Source organism: Sorangium sp. So ce406, assembly GCF_051474675.1.
Lineage (GTDB): Bacteria > Myxococcota_A > Polyangia > Polyangiales > Polyangiaceae > Sorangium > Sorangium cellulosum_G.
Genome location: NZ_CP150340.1, coordinates 10,865,705 through 10,881,850, shown reverse-complemented (window position 1 = coordinate 10,881,850; position 16,146 = coordinate 10,865,705). Strand labels below are relative to the sequence as shown.

Annotated in this window: 14 protein-coding genes; 5 read left to right on the top strand and 9 right to left on the bottom strand. The window is 73.1% G+C overall.

The window, feature by feature from the left end:
- Positions 1 to 48: 48 nt before the first annotated feature.
- From rdgB to WME96_RS40895, 5 genes are all read right to left on the bottom strand, one after another.
- Positions 49 to 675: an RdgB/HAM1 family non-canonical purine NTP pyrophosphatase gene (gene rdgB / locus WME96_RS40915; RefSeq protein ID WP_437286960.1), complete on the bottom strand. Its 627-nt coding sequence runs from the start codon at positions 673 to 675 to the stop codon at positions 49 to 51.
- Positions 672 to 1,445, bottom strand: coding sequence for a ribonuclease PH (gene rph, locus WME96_RS40910; RefSeq protein ID WP_437286959.1), 774 nt, complete (start codon positions 1,443 to 1,445; stop codon positions 672 to 674). The genes rdgB and rph overlap by 4 nt, the downstream gene beginning before the upstream one ends.
- 80 nt (positions 1,446 to 1,525) lie before the next feature.
- Positions 1,526 to 2,536, bottom strand: coding sequence for a murein hydrolase activator EnvC family protein (locus tag WME96_RS40905; RefSeq protein WP_437286958.1), 1,011 nt, complete (start codon positions 2,534 to 2,536; stop codon positions 1,526 to 1,528).
- Positions 2,533 to 3,426 carry a cell division protein FtsX gene (locus WME96_RS40900; protein ID WP_437286957.1) on the bottom strand — a complete coding sequence of 298 codons (894 nt, stop codon included), beginning with the start codon at positions 3,424 to 3,426 and terminating at the stop codon, positions 2,533 to 2,535. Before WME96_RS40900 ends, WME96_RS40905 begins: the two co-directional genes overlap by 4 nt.
- Before the next feature lie 42 nt (positions 3,427 to 3,468).
- Entirely contained in the window at positions 3,469 to 4,203 is a 735-nt protein-coding gene (locus tag WME96_RS40895; RefSeq protein ID WP_437292404.1) for a cell division ATP-binding protein FtsE, read from the bottom strand.
- A gap of 158 nt (positions 4,204 to 4,361) precedes the next feature.
- Here WME96_RS40895 and WME96_RS40890 point away from each other — a divergent pair, with 158 nt between their 5' ends.
- The 4 genes from WME96_RS40890 to WME96_RS40875 all read left to right on the top strand — a co-directional run bounded on the left by WME96_RS40890 (position 4,362) and on the right by WME96_RS40875 (position 10,150).
- Entirely contained in the window at positions 4,362 to 5,240 is an 879-nt protein-coding gene (locus WME96_RS40890; RefSeq protein ID WP_437286956.1) for a methionyl-tRNA formyltransferase, read from the top strand.
- A gap of 119 nt (positions 5,241 to 5,359) precedes the next feature.
- Positions 5,360 to 6,502 (top strand): hypothetical protein, encoded by a 1,143-nt coding sequence (locus tag WME96_RS40885; RefSeq protein WP_437286955.1) that lies wholly within the window; start codon positions 5,360 to 5,362, stop codon positions 6,500 to 6,502.
- Between the two features lie 24 nt (positions 6,503 to 6,526).
- Entirely contained in the window at positions 6,527 to 9,583 is a 3,057-nt protein-coding gene (locus tag WME96_RS40880; protein WP_437286954.1) for a BamA/TamA family outer membrane protein, read from the top strand.
- 60 nt (positions 9,584 to 9,643) lie between these two features.
- Positions 9,644 to 10,150: a hypothetical protein gene (locus WME96_RS40875; protein WP_437286953.1), complete on the top strand. Its 507-nt coding sequence runs from the start codon at positions 9,644 to 9,646 to the stop codon at positions 10,148 to 10,150.
- A 160-nt stretch (positions 10,151 to 10,310) separates the two neighbouring features.
- Here WME96_RS40875 and WME96_RS40870 read toward each other — a convergent pair whose 3' ends face one another.
- The 4 genes from WME96_RS40870 to WME96_RS40855 all read right to left on the bottom strand — a co-directional run bounded on the left by WME96_RS40870 (position 10,311) and on the right by WME96_RS40855 (position 14,809).
- The gene (locus tag WME96_RS40870; RefSeq protein WP_437286952.1) at positions 10,311 to 10,508 is read right to left on the bottom strand and encodes a hypothetical protein; all 198 of its coding nucleotides are present in this window, start codon (positions 10,506 to 10,508) and stop codon (positions 10,311 to 10,313) included.
- 297 nt (positions 10,509 to 10,805) lie between these two features.
- Positions 10,806 to 11,111, bottom strand: a complete 306-nt coding sequence (locus WME96_RS40865) for a hypothetical protein (protein ID WP_129579885.1) — start codon at positions 11,109 to 11,111, stop codon at positions 10,806 to 10,808.
- A gap of 437 nt (positions 11,112 to 11,548) precedes the next feature.
- A complete protein-coding gene (locus WME96_RS40860; protein WP_437286951.1) occupies positions 11,549 to 12,832 on the bottom strand; it encodes a penicillin-binding transpeptidase domain-containing protein in 1,284 nt (427 codons plus the stop codon).
- A gap of 180 nt (positions 12,833 to 13,012) precedes the next feature.
- Positions 13,013 to 14,809 carry a porin gene (locus WME96_RS40855; protein WP_437286950.1) on the bottom strand — a complete coding sequence of 599 codons (1,797 nt, stop codon included), beginning with the start codon at positions 14,807 to 14,809 and terminating at the stop codon, positions 13,013 to 13,015.
- A gap of 209 nt (positions 14,810 to 15,018) precedes the next feature.
- Here WME96_RS40855 and WME96_RS40850 point away from each other — a divergent pair, with 209 nt between their 5' ends.
- On the top strand, positions 15,019 to 16,119 hold the full coding sequence (locus tag WME96_RS40850) for a PhoH family protein (protein ID WP_437286949.1): 1,101 nt from the start codon (positions 15,019 to 15,021) through the stop codon (positions 16,117 to 16,119).
- Positions 16,120 to 16,146: the final 27 nt, after the last annotated feature.

Below are 16,146 nucleotides of genomic sequence, written 5' to 3'. Positions count from 1 at the left end.
GTCAACCGCCGTCGGGCGCTCGGCCCGGGGCGCCGCGGCTAGCCACCGCTAGCAGCGCCGCGCGATCAGCGCCTCGAGCGAGGACCGCATCGCCCGCGCGGCCTTGCCGCGGTGGCTCACGAGGTTCTTCTCGGTCTCGCCGAGCTCGGCCATCGTCCGTCCGTAGTCCTCCACGACGAACAGCGGATCGTAGCCGAATCCGCCCGCTCCCCTGCGCTGCCGGCCGATCCACCCTTCGCAGCGCCCCTCGGTCACGATCGGCTGCTCCTCGGATCGCGGATCGAGCAGCACCATCACGCAACGGAAGCGCGCGCGACGCTGGTCGTCCGGCACGCTCGCGAGCGCCGAGAGCAGCGCCTCGTTGTTCTCCGCGTCGGTCGCGCCCTCCCGCGCGAAGCGGGCGGACCGCACGCCCGGCCGGCCGTCGAGCGCGTCCACCTCGAGCCCCGAGTCCTCGGCCAGCGTCACCATCGACGACCGGAGCGCGCCGGCGCGCACCTTGAGGAGCGCGTTCTCGAGGAACGTCTCGCCGTCCTCGACGACCGGCGGCGCGCCCGGCAGCACCTCCGCGAGCGAGAGCACCTCGATCGGGAGATCGGCGAGCAGCGACCGCAGCTCCGCGAGCTTGCCCCGGTTCGAGGTCGCGGCGAGCAGGCGCATCGGCTCCCGGCTCACGCGACCCTCCAGTGGTCCGTCTGGAACAGGCCGGAGAGATCCACGCCGGCGTCGGCCAGCGCCCGGTGCTGCGCGCTCGCGAGCGACGCCACGCCCGCGAGCGCGAGGTCGATCATGCTGTCGAGCTCCGTGCGGGGGATGGCCTCGTCCTCCGCGGTCGCCTGGACCTCGACGATCGAGCCGACCGCCGTCGCCACGACGTTCATGTCGACGCGCGCCGCGCTGTCCTCCGTGTACACGAGGTCCAGGGCGAGCCCGCCCGGGAGGTGGCCCACGCTGATCGCCGCCACCTGATCGCGGAGCACCGGACCCTTGAGCGCGCCGGACGCGCGCAGGCGATCGAGCGCCAGCGCGAGCGCAACGAACCCCGCGGTGATCGACGCGGTCCGCGTGCCCCCGTCCGCCTCGAGGATGTCGCAGTCGATCGCGATCGTCTGCTCGCCGAGCTGCTTCAGGTCGACCGCCGCCCGGAGCGCGCGCCCGATGAGCCGCTGGATCTCCTGCGTGCGGCCGCTCGGGGCCTTGCCCCGCCCGTCGCGCGACTCCCTGCGCGCGGGGCTCGACCGCGGGTGCATCTGGTACTCGGCGGTGAGCCACCCCGCGCCCTTGCCCATCATCCAGGCGGGGACGGTGGGATCGACCGACGCCGTGCAGAGCACGACCGTCCTCCCGGCCCGGTAGAGGACGGACCCCTCTGCGTTGCGGTGGAACCCGAGGATCATCTCCACGGGGCGGTGGGCGTCGAGGGGGCGACCGTCAGGGCGATTCACGAGCGCCGCCTTAGCACATCTCCGGCGTGGCATGGCCGCGCCTCGAGGCGGCGCGCAGGGAGCGCCGCGGGCCGCGGCCGCTACATCCCGAACCAGGGACCCGGGTCGATCACCTCGGCGCCGCGCCTCAGCTCGAAGTAGAGCTTCGCGCCGTCCGGCCCGCTCGCGACCGTGCCCACCCGCGCCCCGCCCGCGAGCTGATCGCCGGCGCGCACGTCCGCGGCGCCGAGGCTGGCGTACACCGAGTAGTGCCGCTCGCCGTGATCGACGATCACGGTGAGCCCGTAGTCCGCGTAGGTGTCGGCGAAGGCCACCCGCCCGGCGGCCACGCTGCGGACCGGCGCGCCGTCCAGCGCGGTGAGCTCGACGCCCGGCCCGCCGGCGCCGCGGCGCGACACCTTGCGCACCTCGGCGCGCCCGGCGATCGGGAAGGGGAGCCGCCCGAGGAGCGAGCGGAAGCCGGCGCGGCGATCGAGCTCGGCGGGCCCCACGTCCGCTCCGTAGATGGCGACATAGTCGGGGCGCACGCTGGTCTCGAACGCGCGCGCGAACGCGGCGCGGCGCTCCTCCTCCTGGGCCAGCGCGACGCGGGCGCGGTTCATCGCCTCGCGGTGCACCTCGAGGGGCGCGCGCTCCGCGCCGAGGTGCGTGAGGCGGTCGGCGAGCTCGGCGCTGCGCCGGGTCAGCTCGGCCTCGCGGGCGAGATCGCGCTCGAGGGCGAGCCGGGTGCGCTCCACGCGGGCGGCGTGGTCGACCAGCGCGTCGAACCCGCCGCCCACCGGGAGGAAGCCGGCGCGCACGTGGCGGTAGTACGCGCGCCCGCGCGCGATCATCCGGCGGCGCGTGACCTCCAGCGCGGGGCCGATGGAGTCGAGCTCCGCGCGCAGCGCCTTCTCCTCGGCGTCGAGCTTCGCGAGCAGCCGGTCGAGATCGTTCTCCGCCAGCGCGGAGCTCGGGCGCGGGGCCGGCGCCCTCGCGGCCGGCGAGGGCGCGCGCGCCGCCGGATCCAGCGCCGGGACCTCCGCGCCGCTCGTGGCGGCGCCGGTGAGGAGCGCCAGCGCGATCGGCGCGATCCGGGCGCGGCGCCTCACACCGCCACCATCTTGCGCAGCGTGAGCAGCGCCGTCGCGGCGCCGAGCGCGGCGCCGAGGGTGACCATCCCGAGCGCGACCGGCCAGGGCAGGAACGACGGCGAGACGCCGAGCAGGTTGGCGAGCTCGTGATCGAAGCGGCCCCGCACCATCAGGAACAGCGCCCCCAGCATGAGCAGCGCGCCCGCCGCGCCGGCGGCGCCCTGCGTGGCGCCCTCGACGATGAACGGCCGGCGCACGAAGCCGTCGGTCGCGCCGACCAGCTTCAGCACCTCGACCTCGATCTTCCGGCGGTGCAGGAGGAGCCGCATCGTCGAGCCGATGACGCTGACGACGGCGCAGAGGACGATCGCCGCGAGGCACCCGCTCGCGGCCACGCCGCCGCCGAGGAGCGACGAGAGCCGCTCGGTCCAGCGCTGGTACGTCTCCACCGTGTCCACGGCCGGCAGCGCGCGCAGCTTCACGGTCATCGAGGCGAGCGCCTCGTCCGAGATCTCCTCGGTGAAGCCGACCTCGAGCGACGCGGGGAACGCGCTCGGCGGCAGCGCGGCGAGCGCCTTGTCGCCGTCGTCGTGCACCACCTCGCGCCGCGCCTCCGCGCTCGTCACGAGCCGGACCTTCTTGACGCCCTCGGTGCCCTCGAGCGCGCGCGTGAGCTCCGCGGTCTCCGCGTCGGTCGCGCTGTCGCGCAGGTAGATCGTGGCGCGGCCGGCGCGCGACCAGCGATCGCGCACCGCCATGAGGTTCGTGACCACGAGGAGGGCCGACGCGAGGCAGACGAACGCGACCGCGAGCGAGAAGATCGACAGCGCCTGCAGGCGCCAGTCGCTCCTCCCGGCCCGCCAGGTGCGAAGCCACCTCCGCCGATCGTCACGTTCGCTCGTCTGCATCCGGTCCCTCTATCCGTCGATCGCCTGAGCGGCGCCCTCGGCCTACGCCGCGCCGCGCACGCCGCTATCCATCTCGTCCTCGTCCTCGCCGCCGGCGAGGTCGCCGCCGCCGAGGCCGTGCGGCACGTCGGTCGCCTTGCCGTCGTCGAGCACCACCACGCGCCGCGGGCGCACGTCGAGCAGCGTCCGATCGTGCGTCGCGAACAGGACCGTCGTGCCGGTCTCGTGGATGTCCTCGAACAGCCCGAGCAGATCGATCGCGAGCTGCGGATCGAGGTTGCCCGTGGGCTCGTCCGCGAGGATCAGCGTCGGCTCGCCGACGATCGCCCGCGCGATCGAGACGCGCTGCTGCTCGCCGCCGCTCAGCACCTGCGCCCGGTCGCCGCCGCGCCCCGAGAGCCCGACGCGCTCGAGCGCCTCGCCGACCCGGGTCCGGAGCAGGCGCGACGGCAGGCCGAGCACCTCCAGCGCGATCGCCACGTTGTCGAACACCGTCCAGCTCGGGACCAGCTTGAAATCCTGGAAGACGAAGCCGATGTTGCGCCGCAGCGCCGGGATGGACGTGTCGGTCAGGCGCGCGATGTCCCGGCCGAGGAAGAGGATCCGGCCGTCGTCCACGCGCTCGGTGCGGTGCACGAGGCGGAGGAGCGTGCTCTTGCCGGAGCCGCTCGGGCCGGTGATGAACACGAACTCGCCCCGCTCGATCGAGAGCGACATCCCGCGCAGCACCGGCTGGTCCGCGCGGTACGACTTATATACGTCCTCGAACACGAGGATCGGCCGGCGCGCGGCGGACGCGTCATAGCGGTGGCCGGGCCGGAGCGCCGGTCGAAATGAGCCTTGCGGGGGGGGCGCCGCCATCGGACCCTTCACCTATCAGCCTGCTCGGACACGGAAAACTTTTCGGCCGAGGTGCGGAGGGACGACCCCTCCGGGTGGCCTTCTTCGGCCTCCCGCTCGCGGCGTTGCTGCTCCACGCCGACGGCCACGAGATCGCCCTCGCCGCGATCAGCCGCGCCGACGCGGTGGGGCTCCGCCGCGCCCGGCGCGTCTTCGGGGCGCGCCTCCTGATGCGCCCCGACGTCGAGCGCCCCGAGCTCAGGTCGCGCGTCGAGGCGCTCGCGCCCGACCTCCTGGTGAGCTGGTTCTGGACCACGCGCCTGCCGATGTCGCTCGTGAGGGCGGCGCGGCTCGGGGGGATCGGCGTGCACCCCTCGCTGCTCCCGCGCCACCGCGGCCCGGACCCGACGTACTGGGCGATCGCCTCCGGCGACGCCGAGAGCGGCGTCACGGCGCACCGGATCGAGGCGGAGTACGACACCGGCGACATCCTGGACCAGGAGCGGCTCCCGATCGATCCGGCGTGGACCGCGTGGCAGCTCGCCCGCGCCCTGGATCGCCCGAGCCTGCGCGTCCTGCGACGCACGGTCGCCCGGTTCGCGCGCGGCGAGGAGGTGGCGGGCGTCGCCCAGGATCCGGCGCTCGCGACGGCGGCGCTCGCGCCGGACGACGAGGCGTGCGCCATCTGCTGGTCGTGGCCGACGGAGCGCGTCCTCCGGCACGTCCGCGCGCTCGCGCCGGCGCCGGGGGCGTGGACCGAGATCGAGGGCGCCTGCGTCATCGTCCTGCGTGCGGCGCCGGCGCCGAGCTTCCCGGAGGCGTTGGCGCCGGGCGAGGCGGTGGCCCAGGGCGGGGTGGTCGTCGTGCGGACGGGCGACACGGCGGTCGCGTTGCTGGAGGGGGAGATCGACGGCGAGCCAGCGTCGGCGGGGGAGCTCGCGGCGCTTGTCGCGCCGGACGCCGCGAGCGGGTGACCGCCGGCCGGATCGCGCCCGGCGGCCGTGGCCGGCGGGGTCGCCTGGCCGGCTCGCGGGCCATCGAATCCTGAACCTGCGCGCGCGCGACCGCGTAGGATGCGCCCCTCGGAGGATTCATGTCGGAACCCGCGCAGCTTGCGAAAAGCGCCCGCGAACTGCTCGCGGCGGCGCTCAATGCGCTCCAGTCGAACGGGGGAGTGTCGCCTCAGGTCGAGGCGCTCGCCGAGCCGATCGCGCAGGCGATGGGCATCATGCACCGCATCGAGCGCTCCGGGGGGCAGACCCTCGACGGCAGCGATGTCGCGCTCGGCCACGTGCGCGACGTCCTGAACCGCCTGCAGAGCGTCACCGTGGCCGATCCGGTGGTGGACGTGCTGATGGAGCACGTCGCGTCGTCGCTGAGCAAGGTGCACGCGCTGAGCAGAGCGCAGGCGGCCGGCGCGCAGGCGCCCGTGGCCGCGCCCGTCGCGGCGGCGGCGCCTGCGCCCATCGCGGTGGCGGCGCCTGCGCCCGTCGCGGTGGCGGCGCCCGCGCCCGTCGCGGTGGCGGCGCCTGCGCCCGTCGCGGTGGCGGCGTCCGCGCCCGTCGCGGTGGCTGCGCCTGCGCCCGTCGCGGTGGCTGCGCCGATCGCTGCGCCCGTCGCGGTGGCTGCGCCCGCGCCGGTCGCCGTCGCTGCTCCTCCGCCGATCGCTGCGCCCGCGCCGGTCGCCGTGGCCGCGCCCGCGCCGGTCGCCGTCGCTGCTCCTCCGCCCGTCGCGGTGGCCCCGCCGCCCGCGCCGGTCGCCGCTCCTCCGCACCTCCAGCAGACGCTGCCCTCGCCGCAGCAGCCCCGGCACGCGCCCGCCCCGCCGGCTCACCCGGCCGCGGACGCGCGCGGCGCGCCGCCGTTCCAGGCCACGCTGCAGTCCGTCGACAACCGCGCGCCCGCCGCGGTCGTCGATGTCGAGCTCGGCGCTTTGACGCCGTCGAATTTTTACAAAGGGCTCGCTGGCAACGACGTCGTCGAGCACGGCGGAATCTTCGTCGCGACCTACAAGATCCCGCCGATCGGCACGGCCGTGACCCTGCGCGTCCGCTTGCCGGGCAACTACGAGTTCACCGCGCTGGCGACGGTCCGGTGGACGCGCGAGGCCGGCGGCTCGAGGGACTCGGCCGAGCCCGGCTTCGGCGCCCGCATCACGCAGATCTCGGCGGAAGGGCGCCAGCTCGTCTCCCGGTTCACGCGCAACAGGGAGCCGCTCTTCTACGACGACCTCTGACACCGTCACGTCGCATCGATCCCGGTGAATCTCCTTCCCCTGCGGCCCGGCTCGCGAGCGAGCCGGCCGCTCCACCGCGCGGCCTCCGTCCTCTGTGCCGTCGCCCTCGCGGCGCTGGTGCTCCTCGCGCCGCGGCCTGCCCGGGCGACGGGCGACCCCGACCTCGCGTTCTGGACCTACGAGACCGCGCACTTCCGCGTGCACCACCCGCAGGGCCTCGAGCCGATCGCGGCGCGCATCGCGTCGCTGGCCGAGACGATCTACGGGCGCGTCGAGGACGCGCTCGGCTACGCCCCGAAGGGCCGCACCGAGATCGTGATCACCGACGACTCCGAGATCGCGAACGGGTCGGCCGGCACGATCCCCTACAACGCGATCTCCCTCCTCGTGTCCGGGCCCGAGGACCTGTCGACGCTCGGCGACTACGACGACTGGTACCTCGACCTCGTCACGCACGAGTTCACGCACATCGCGCACATCGACAACACCTCGGGGATCCCGGCGCTCCTGAACGCGATCGTCGGCAAGTCGTTCTCGCCGAACCAGGTGCAGCCGCGGTGGATCATCGAGGGCCTCGCGGTGGTGAGCGAGAGCCATCACACGAGCGGCGGCCGCATGCGCTCGACCATGTTCGACATGTACCTGCGCGCCGACGTGCTCGCGGACAACATCGCGGGGCTCGATCAGCTCTCGAGCTCCCCGGTCCGCTGGCCGCAGGGCAACCTCTGGTACCTCTACGGGTCGAGGTTCCTCGGCTGGATCCTCGACGTCTACGGTCCCAACACGATGCGCGCCGTCTCCGCCGACTACGGCGCGTCGATCCTCCCGTGGGGGATCAACCGCGCCATCCGCCGCGCGACGGGCAGCACCTACGTCGATCTGTACGAGGGGTGGAAGGACCACCTCCGCCGGCTCTACCGGCAGCAGATGGCCGCCGTCGAGGCGCGCGGGCTCCGCGAGGGCGCGCGCCTCACGCACCACGGGCGCATCGTGTACTACCCGCGGTTCGTGCCGCCCGTCGCGCGCCGGGGCGCCGCCGACGAGATCGTCTACTACCGCGACGACGGCCACGACCGCCGCGGCATCTACCGCCTCTCTGTCGCCGCGCCCGTGCCCGCGCCCGGGAGCGCGCGCCCCGAGGCGCTCCTCGCGCGCACAAGCTCCGCCTCGCGGCCGGCCTTCACGCCGGCCGGCGACCTGATCTTCACGGCGCTCATGCCGTGGCGCAACCAGTACTACCGCGACGACCTGGTCCTCCTGCCGCGCGGCGAGGCGGCGCCCGACGGCGACGAGCCCCGGCGCCGCCGGCTGACGCACGGCCTCCGCTCCTCCGCGCCGGACGTGAGCCCGACCGGGGACCACGTCGCCTTCTCCCTCAACAGCAAGGGCACGCGCTACCTCGAGATCGCGCGCCTCTCGAGGGACGGCGTCCTCTCGGAGCGGCGCGACCTCGTGCCGAGCGCCCGCTTCGAGCAGGCCTACTCCCCGTCGTTCTCGCCCGACGGCAAGCTCCTCGCGTACAGCGTCTGGACCGCCGGCGGCTACCGCGACATCCGCGTGGTGGACGTCGCCACGGGCAGCTTTCGTCAGGTGACGCGCGATCGCGCGACCGACATGAGCCCGGTCTGGTCGCCCGACGGCGGGACGCTCTATTTCACCTCCGACCGCACCGGCATCCACAACGTCTACGCCTGCGAGCTCTCGACCGGCGCGCTACGGCAGGTCACCAACGTGAGACTCGGGGCCTTCCAGCCGGCGATCAGCCCCGACGGCAAGACGCTTGTCTATGTCGGGTACACGGCCCAGGGCCACGACCTCTTCGTCATGCCGCTCGATCCGGCGCGCTTCCTCCCGGCGCCGCCGCCCCCGGGCGACCGCCCCGATCCCGCGACCGAGGCCTCGGCGATACGGCTCGAGCGCACGCCGTACAACCCGCTCCCGACGCTCGCGCCGCGCGCGGTCACGCTCGACTACGCGCCAGGGAGCTACGGCTCCAACGCGCTGACGGTGAGCGTGACCGGCTCCGACATCGTCGGCCGCCACGCGATCTTCGGGCAGCTCACGGTCCAGCCGGACGCGCCGGCCCCCGACGTCGTGCTCGGGTACACCTACGGGCGTCTGCCCGTCGACCTCGGCGTCCGCGGGTACTACGTGACCGCGCCGCGCCGGGGCTACCGCATCGGCGGCCGGGACGTCACCTACGACGAGCGCGCGATCGGGATCGTGTCGGGCATCAGCTATCCAATCCGCGGCGAGTTCTCGCGGCAGACGCTGAGCGCGTCGTTCAGCAGCGTCGGCTTCAAGGGCAAGCTCCCCGTCCGCGGCAACATCGACCCCTACGCGCCGAGGACCATCCTCCCGCCGCAGGGCGCGCTGAACATCGCGCACCTCGGCTATGGGTTCTCGAACGCCGAGGGCTCGCTCGACGCGGCAGGCGCGGTGCGCGGCGTCTCGTTGAGCGCCGGCCTCGATTACGCCGGTCCGGAGACGGGCAGCAGCTACAAGACCTACGCGTTCTCGACGGCCCTGAACGCCTACGTGGCGATGCCCTGGGCGCGCGATCACACCCTCGCGTTCCGCGTCGCCGGGGCGGTCTCGGGCGGCAACTTCCCTCGGGGCGCCGCCTACGCGGTCGGCGGGTACGATCTCGAGAACCTCACGCTGGTCGACACCCTGCTCACGGGGGTCACGAACAGCTCGTTCACGCTCCGCGGCTACGCGCCGGGCGTGATGTCCGGCCGCTCGTATTTCTCGCAGACCTTCGAGTACCGCGTGCCCGTGGCCCAGCCCGATCGCGGCCTCTCGACGCTGCCGGTCTACCTGCGCCGCATCGACGCGAGCCTCTTCCTCGACCACGGCGGCGCGTTCAACCGCTTCGAGACCGATGACCTCGCGCTCTTCACGAAGGGGAGCCTCCTCTACTCGCCCCAGCTCCACACCTCGGTCGGCAGCGAGGTGTGGTTCAGCATGAACCTCGGGTACGTCGCCTTCTCGCAGCTGCGCTTCGGCTACGCCTACGGGCTGAGCGAGCGCGCGATCCCCGGCGGACAGCTCTACTTCGTCGCGACGAACTCGTTCTGAGCGCCGTGCGCCCGCTGGAAATTTTGCCCGCGCGGGCCGCTTCGCCCACGGTGCTCGGCCATGCGCCGCGTCCTCCTCGCCTTGAGCCTGCTCTCCCTCGCCAGCTGCGGCATCGCCCCGAGCAACTCCCAGCGTCTCACCGAGGCGGCGCTCGAGATGAACACGGCGACCCGGTTCGGCCGCATGGATGTCGCGCTCGAGCGCGTGGGCTCGAGCGCCCGCCAGGACTTCATGAGCCGCCACGCCGCGTGGGGCACCCGCCTCCGGGTCGTCGACGTGGAGTTCGGCGGCTTCGAGATGGTCCAGCGCGACGAGGCCGAGGTCTACCTCGACGTCCTCTGGCTGCGGAACGACGAGTCCACGGTCCGCACGACCCGGATCGCCCAGCGCTGGCGCGACGCGCGGGGGCACTGGGAGCTGATCGGCGAGGAGCGGCGAGACGGCGACGTCGGGCTCCTCGGCGAGCCCCCGCCCACGGCGGAGGACGCCGGCGAGGCGTCGAGCGCGGTCGACACGGGCCGGAAACACGGCCTGAGCCTCCACACGCGCGTCATTCGAGATGAGTGAGCGCCGCCGCGGATGCCTGAGGCGCGCGGCAGCGCGCTGAGGACCGCGCCGGGCTCGAGCTCATCGCTGGCCGGCGCGATGTCGGTGTGGTCGGTGTGATCGACGGGACCGCGCGGCAGCGGCGGTCCCCCGCGTGGCCGGTCTGCCGGCCACGCACCCGTCAAGCAGACGGCGCAGGGCTGGCGGGAGCGCTGCTCTTCGCAGCCCGGGGCTTCTTGGCCTTTCCGGCGACCTCGGTCGTGGCCCTCGTCAGCTTGCTGCGCTTGGCGCGCTCCTTCTTGGCAGCCTGCGCCTTGCGGCGCCTCATCTTCATCGACTGGCGACGATCGCGCTTGCCCATCTGCTTCAATCTCCTCACGGTCGGGGGCACGGGCGCGGCATCGTGAAGACAGCTCGCCAGGCGAGCCCCATCCTGCAACCGTGTGGATGGAGTACCGCGGGGCCCCTCGAAGGGAGCGGGAATGTGCCCAAGAGCGAATGGGAGCGCAAGGGGCAATGCGCGCGGAGACGCAGTTCTCGAGCTAGACGCGTGTGCAGTGTCTCACGCGCGCTCTGGCAGCTTCGTGGGGCGGCCTCATGTCCGCGATGTCCGCGTCGGCACGTCGTCAGCGCGGGGCCGGCGCGCTCTCGCGCTGCTCGGCGGCGCTCGGCTGGTTCAGCCCCCGACCGCGCCGTCCAGCGCGACCTCGCGGCCGCGGACCTCGAGGCGGTACCGGGAGTTCACGGTCTCTATGTAGAAGACTTCGCGCCCAGCGAGACGCAACACGCGCTTGACCGGGGTCGTCACGTATTCATGCATTCCGTCGGAAAACTCGATGACGATGACCGAGCCTTTCCGTGGTGCACGGACGAGCCGGCCAACGACTGCGCGCGATCCCCGGCCGAGCTTGCGGAGCACAACCTGCACAACAGAGATGCTAGCACGCAGATCTCGGCCGAGCACAAGCTGCACAAGCAGCACCTCTCGCAACTAGGTCCCACCCTGGCCCAGGGTGTCCGGCTGCATCGGAGCCGCCCGGACCTGCGCGCCGCGGACGGCGAGCGCGTGTAGGGGGGCCGGCACCCGGGCGGAAAAGTTCTGTAAATGAATGGCCTTGGCGCCGCATACAATGGTTCAGCAAACCCTGCGGGCCGCCGAGCGGACGCGACGACCCGCCGCGTCGTCTGTCGCCAGGGCGCCGAGCCGCCGGCCGGGCGGAACGAGGCGAACGCTCTCGGCCGTGCAGCGAGGGCGCACAGGCTAGGCGATCGCTGGCCCGGTGCCCAGCCCGATCCTGGCGCGGCAGGGCTGCGCCACCCGGTGGCGGGCGCTCGGATCCAGGCGCCGCCGGGCTGCGCCGCGCCGCGCGACGCAATGCGGGCCGGGTCGGATCGGGCGCCGAGGTCCGTCGGCGGACGTCAGCGGCGCTTGGCTGTCGCCCCTGTCCGATCGTTCGGATCGCTGACGCCGGGCGCGCCCTGATCAGCGAAGTAAGTGCGGAGCATGTCGCACGCCACGTTGGTCGCTTTCACCCGCCATTTCGCGCCGTTCGCGACCATCACCGAGATCGCGACCTCCGGCTTGCGGCTCGGGGCGAAGCCGACGAACCACGTGTAGAAAGGTCCCTCGGGCGTCGGCTTCGTGAGCGTCCCCGTCTTGCCCGCGACGCGGATATCCGGGAGGTACGCGCGGCCGTTGCGATCGTGGAACGAGCGGTAGCTCGTCCCGTTATCCACCGTCGCCTCCATCATCGCGGTCACGGCGCTGGCCGTGCTCTCGTCCATCACCCGCTTGAGCACCTGCCGCTCGCTCGCGCCCTGGTAGATCTCGCCGATCTCGTCCTTGACGCTCGACACGACGTGGAGCCGGATCATCTCGCCGCCGTTGGCGACGATGGTCGCCAGGTTCGCCCCCTGGAACGGCGACAGCGTCGTATTCCAGAAGCCCGCCGCGGTCCGCGCGAAGCCGAGATCGTCCTCCGGCAGCGCGATCGTGCTCGTCGCCACCTTCACGTCGAACGGCGTGTCCTGCCCCCAGCCGAGCTTCGCGGCCACGGCGCCGAGCTTCTCGTGATCGAGGTTCTTGGCGGCGAGGCGCGCGAACACCGTGTTGATGCTCCGGCCCATCGCCTGCGCGAGCGTCGCGCAGTACTTGTCGCGCCGCTTGTTGTCGATCATGTCGGCGGCCCGGATCGAGTGCTCGCCGCCCGAATAACACTGCTTGGTGCTCGGGCTCAGCCCGGCCTCGATGAGCGCGGTGCCGGTCACCACCTTGAAGATGCTCGCCGACGGCGCGGTGGCCTCGGCGGCGACGTCGTGCAGCGCCCCCTCGTTCACGTAGCTGGCCCAGACCAGCACCTTCCCGGTGCGGATATCGGTCATCACGACCGCGCCCTCCGGGACCTGGCCCGCCCGCAGGAAGCCGAGCGCCGCGCGCTGGTACATCGGGTTGATGGTCAGCTCCGCGACGCGGCCGCCGTGCGCCGGCGCCGTCGGCGGGCTCCGCCGGTCGTCGATGCGCGTCAGATCGAGGTCCGTGAGCGGCGGCGGCTCCACCTTACGCGTGATCGTCGGCCCGCCGGCGGTCGTCTTCTTGGCGAGCAACCCCCCGAGCTGGACGTCGTGCTCGCGCAGCATGGGGAGGGTCACGGCAACGAGCCCGACGGCTGCACCGACGGCGATCCACTGACGCATGTCGCGCATGGCCCGACGGGTACCCCGCCGCGGCGCGCTGGGCCAAAATTGAGGCGCGCGCCCCGGCGCCGCCGGAGCGCGGCGCGCCGAGTCACGAGCGCCGCGCTCCGGCGGCGCGCTTCGTTGGAGGGCAAACGATCGAGCGCCGCGGCCGGGGCGCCGGCGGCGGCGAGGAAAGCGGCGCAGGAATCAGAAGGACAGGCCGAGGCGGGCGCCGAGCTCGTGGAGCGCGTGCGCATCCGAGCGGGACGCGGCGCCCAGCGTATTGCCGGGCACCCGGAGCAGGTTCTCGTTCGAGCCGCTGCCGGGCGTCAGGTAGGCGTTGTAATTGACGCTGAGCCGCACGTTCCTCGTGTGCCAGTAGTTGGCGGCCAGGCCGATCTGAAGGACGTCGAGGTCGGTGCCCGGCCCCCCCTCGGCGCCCGGCGTCGTCTCGTCATAGGCGCCCTCGCGGGACGCGCCGTCGTATGTCGCGCTGATCCCCGAGAGCAGCGCCGCCACCTCGAGCCCCGACTTGGGCTTATCGATCGGCTTCGAGAGGTCGACCTTCGTGGGGCGCGGGCTGAACCCGGGATCCCCCGAGACGTAGGCGTCGCCGACCGGCCACGCCGAGAGCTGCACGTACCAGCCGAGCCCCTTCACCTGCCCGAGCCGCTCGGTGTTGGTGAGCTGATAGCCCTCCACGGCCTCGCGGGTGTTGTTCGCGACGTAGTACGCTTCCGCCCGCAGCTCGACCATCTTGATGGGCAGCCGGAGCTCGCCGCCGATCGCGTTCTGCGCGCCCGACGGGATGACGTGGATGTTCCGGCGCAGCGAGTCGCGGTAGCCGCCGCCCCACAGCGTGTAGCCCTGCCCCGTCCTGATGGGCGCGTAGTCGTAGCCCACGTACGCCTGATCGCGCTCGCCGTGGCGCGCGCTGATGCCGATCTGCGCCTTGGCGAGCAGCGCCTTCTTGTCGCCGCCGAACGGCCGGGCGAACACGCGGGCGACGAGATCGGGCGAGGCGTCGACGCCCGGCCGGTTCTGCCCGTCGCCGCTGATCACGCCGACGCCGTAGCCGAGCTGCCTGTCGCCGATGTCGCCCCAGATCGTCAGGCCGATGTCCTTGCCCTCGGGGAGCGCGAAGCCCCGGATCGCGATGTTGCGTTCCATGAACGTGGTGCTGATGTCGCTCGTCTGATTCTCCAGCGAGAACGCCGGCGAGTACTGCCCGAACATGAAGTTCAGCGCCGGCATGACCGAGTAGTTGATCCAGACGTCGACGAGCGCGGCGGTCGGCGCCGCGGCCTCGATCGGGGCGAAGCGCGCGCTCTCGGCCGTCGGCGCCTGGCCCACCGGCGCCGCGGCGTTCTGCGTCCGGCCGTTCGTGTTCGAGAGCCCCTGGCCGCCGAACTCGAGGTCCATATCGAACGACCACTTCTTCAGGAACTCGCCGGCCAGCTCGAACCGCGCGCGGCGGATGAAGAAGCGCGGCTTCAGCGCGCCGCCGTTGTCCGTCGCCGGCACGTCCGACGCCCCGCTGCCGAAGGTGCTGTAGAAGTCGAGGCCCATCCGCCCCTTCGGGTAGAGCCGGAAGGTGTCGTTGGCGTCCCGGAGGAAGAAGCCGCCGTGCCATCCCGCGAGCGGCTGCTGCTCCGTGACGACGGCCGCGTCGGCCGTCGGCGCGAACACCGGCGGGGGCGGCGGGGGCGGCGCCGGGGCCGCGGCCGCTCCAGGAGGAGGCGGCGGCGGGATCTGGACCGCGGGCGGCTGCGCCAGCTCCGGCGCCTGAGGCGCAGCGGCGGCGGGCGGCGCCGGCGGCACCGTGCCTGCGGGCGGGGCCGCAGCCGGGGCCGGCGTCGGGGCGGCCGGGGGCGGTGTCGGGGCCGCGGCCGGGGGCGGCGTCGGGGCCGGTTGCGCCGGGCCCTGGGGCGCAGGCTGTGCTAGCGCCGAAAGGCCCGACAGCGTAACGGTCATGCCCAGCAGCGCCGATGTAGCTAACCTCATGCAGTTCTCCCTTGTGCGGCTCGCCCGCACGCCTGAATCGACCATGGACCCCGCAGCAGGATTATGACCTGGACGTTACGATTCTGTGTAGTCCAGAAGACGCGCGGGCATGACAATCACGTAGAGGGTGGGTGGGTCAAGAGCCCGCTCCGGCGGGACGGTCGCGTCGGCGAAGGAGCGCCGGGGCAATTTCCGGGAAGGATCACGCGATGACGACGAGCGTGCGGATTACGGCGGATGTCGAGGTGCTCGACAGCAGCACCTTGGTGGCCCTCGCGGGGCCGGGAAACGAGAACCTGAAGCTCATCGCGCGCACTCTCGGCATCGAGTCGGGCGTTCGAGGCAACACGATCCGGCTCGCCGGCGACGCCGACAAGGTCGCGCTCGCGGAGCGCTGCCTGGCGGAGGCCGCGCAGATGCTGAGGAGCGGCGTGGCCCTCGATCCGCAGGACTATGTGCGCGGGGTGCAGGCGCTCCGGGACGATCCGGCGATGACGCTGCGCGAGCTGTTCGAGGACGTCGTCCTGATCTCGGCGCGTCGCCGGCCTATCTCGGCGAAGGGGCTGGCGCAGAAGCGGTACATCCAGGCGATCCGATCGAACGACATGACGTTCGGCATCGGGCCGGCGGGGACGGGCAAGACCTACCTCGCGATGGCGATGGCGGTTCACGCGCTCCTCGAGCGCCGTGTCAAGCGGATCATCCTGACCCGCCCGGCCGTCGAGGCGGGAGAGCGGCTCGGCTTCTTGCCCGGCGATCTCGCCGAGAAGGTGAATCCCTACCTGCGTCCGTTATACGACGCTCTCCACGACATGATGGACGCGGACAAAGCGCAAGGCCTCGTGACGCGCGGGCAGATCGAGGTCGCCCCGCTGGCCTTCATGCGCGGCCGCACGCTCAACGATTGCTTCGTCATCCTCGACGAGGCGCAGAACGCGACGAGCGACCAGATGCGCATGTTCCTCACCCGCCTCGGCTACGCGTCTCGCGCCGTGGTGACGGGCGACGTCACGCAGGTCGATCTCCCGCACGGCGCGCGCAGCGGCCTGGCCGAGGCGCGCGAGCTGCTCGCGGGGATCGAGGGCATCGCGATCTGCTCGTTCACCGAGGTCGACGTCGTGCGCCACCCGCTCGTGCAGCGGATCATCGTGGCGTACGAGCAGCGCGACGCCGAGGTGGCGCGCCAGCGCGAGGAGCGGCGCGAGGCGCGAGGCGGCCTGCGCGGCGGCGCGCCGGCGGGAGAGACCGGGGCTGCGCCGCAGGGTCGACCGCCAACGGACGAGCCGGGCGGAGCCGGCGCCGCGGGCTGACGCGAGGCGCCGCTGGGCGAGGCGCCG

Excerpts from the sequence above, each read along its gene's own strand:
- WME96_RS40900 (WP_437286957.1), bottom strand. The coding sequence starts at position 3,426 with ATGCAGACGAGCGAACGTGACGATCGGCGGAGGTGGCTTCGCACCTGG.
- WME96_RS40850 (WP_437286949.1), top strand. The coding sequence starts at position 15,019 with ATGACGACGAGCGTGCGGATTACGGCGGATGTCGAGGTGCTCGACAGC.
- WME96_RS40875 (WP_437286953.1), top strand. The coding sequence starts at position 9,644 with ATGCGCCGCGTCCTCCTCGCCTTGAGCCTGCTCTCCCTCGCCAGCTGC.
- WME96_RS40885 (WP_437286955.1), top strand. The coding sequence starts at position 5,360 with ATGTCGGAACCCGCGCAGCTTGCGAAAAGCGCCCGCGAACTGCTCGCG.
- WME96_RS40855 (WP_437286950.1), bottom strand. The coding sequence starts at position 14,809 with ATGAGGTTAGCTACATCGGCGCTGCTGGGCATGACCGTTACGCTGTCG.
- WME96_RS40860 (WP_437286951.1), bottom strand. The coding sequence starts at position 12,832 with ATGCGCGACATGCGTCAGTGGATCGCCGTCGGTGCAGCCGTCGGGCTC.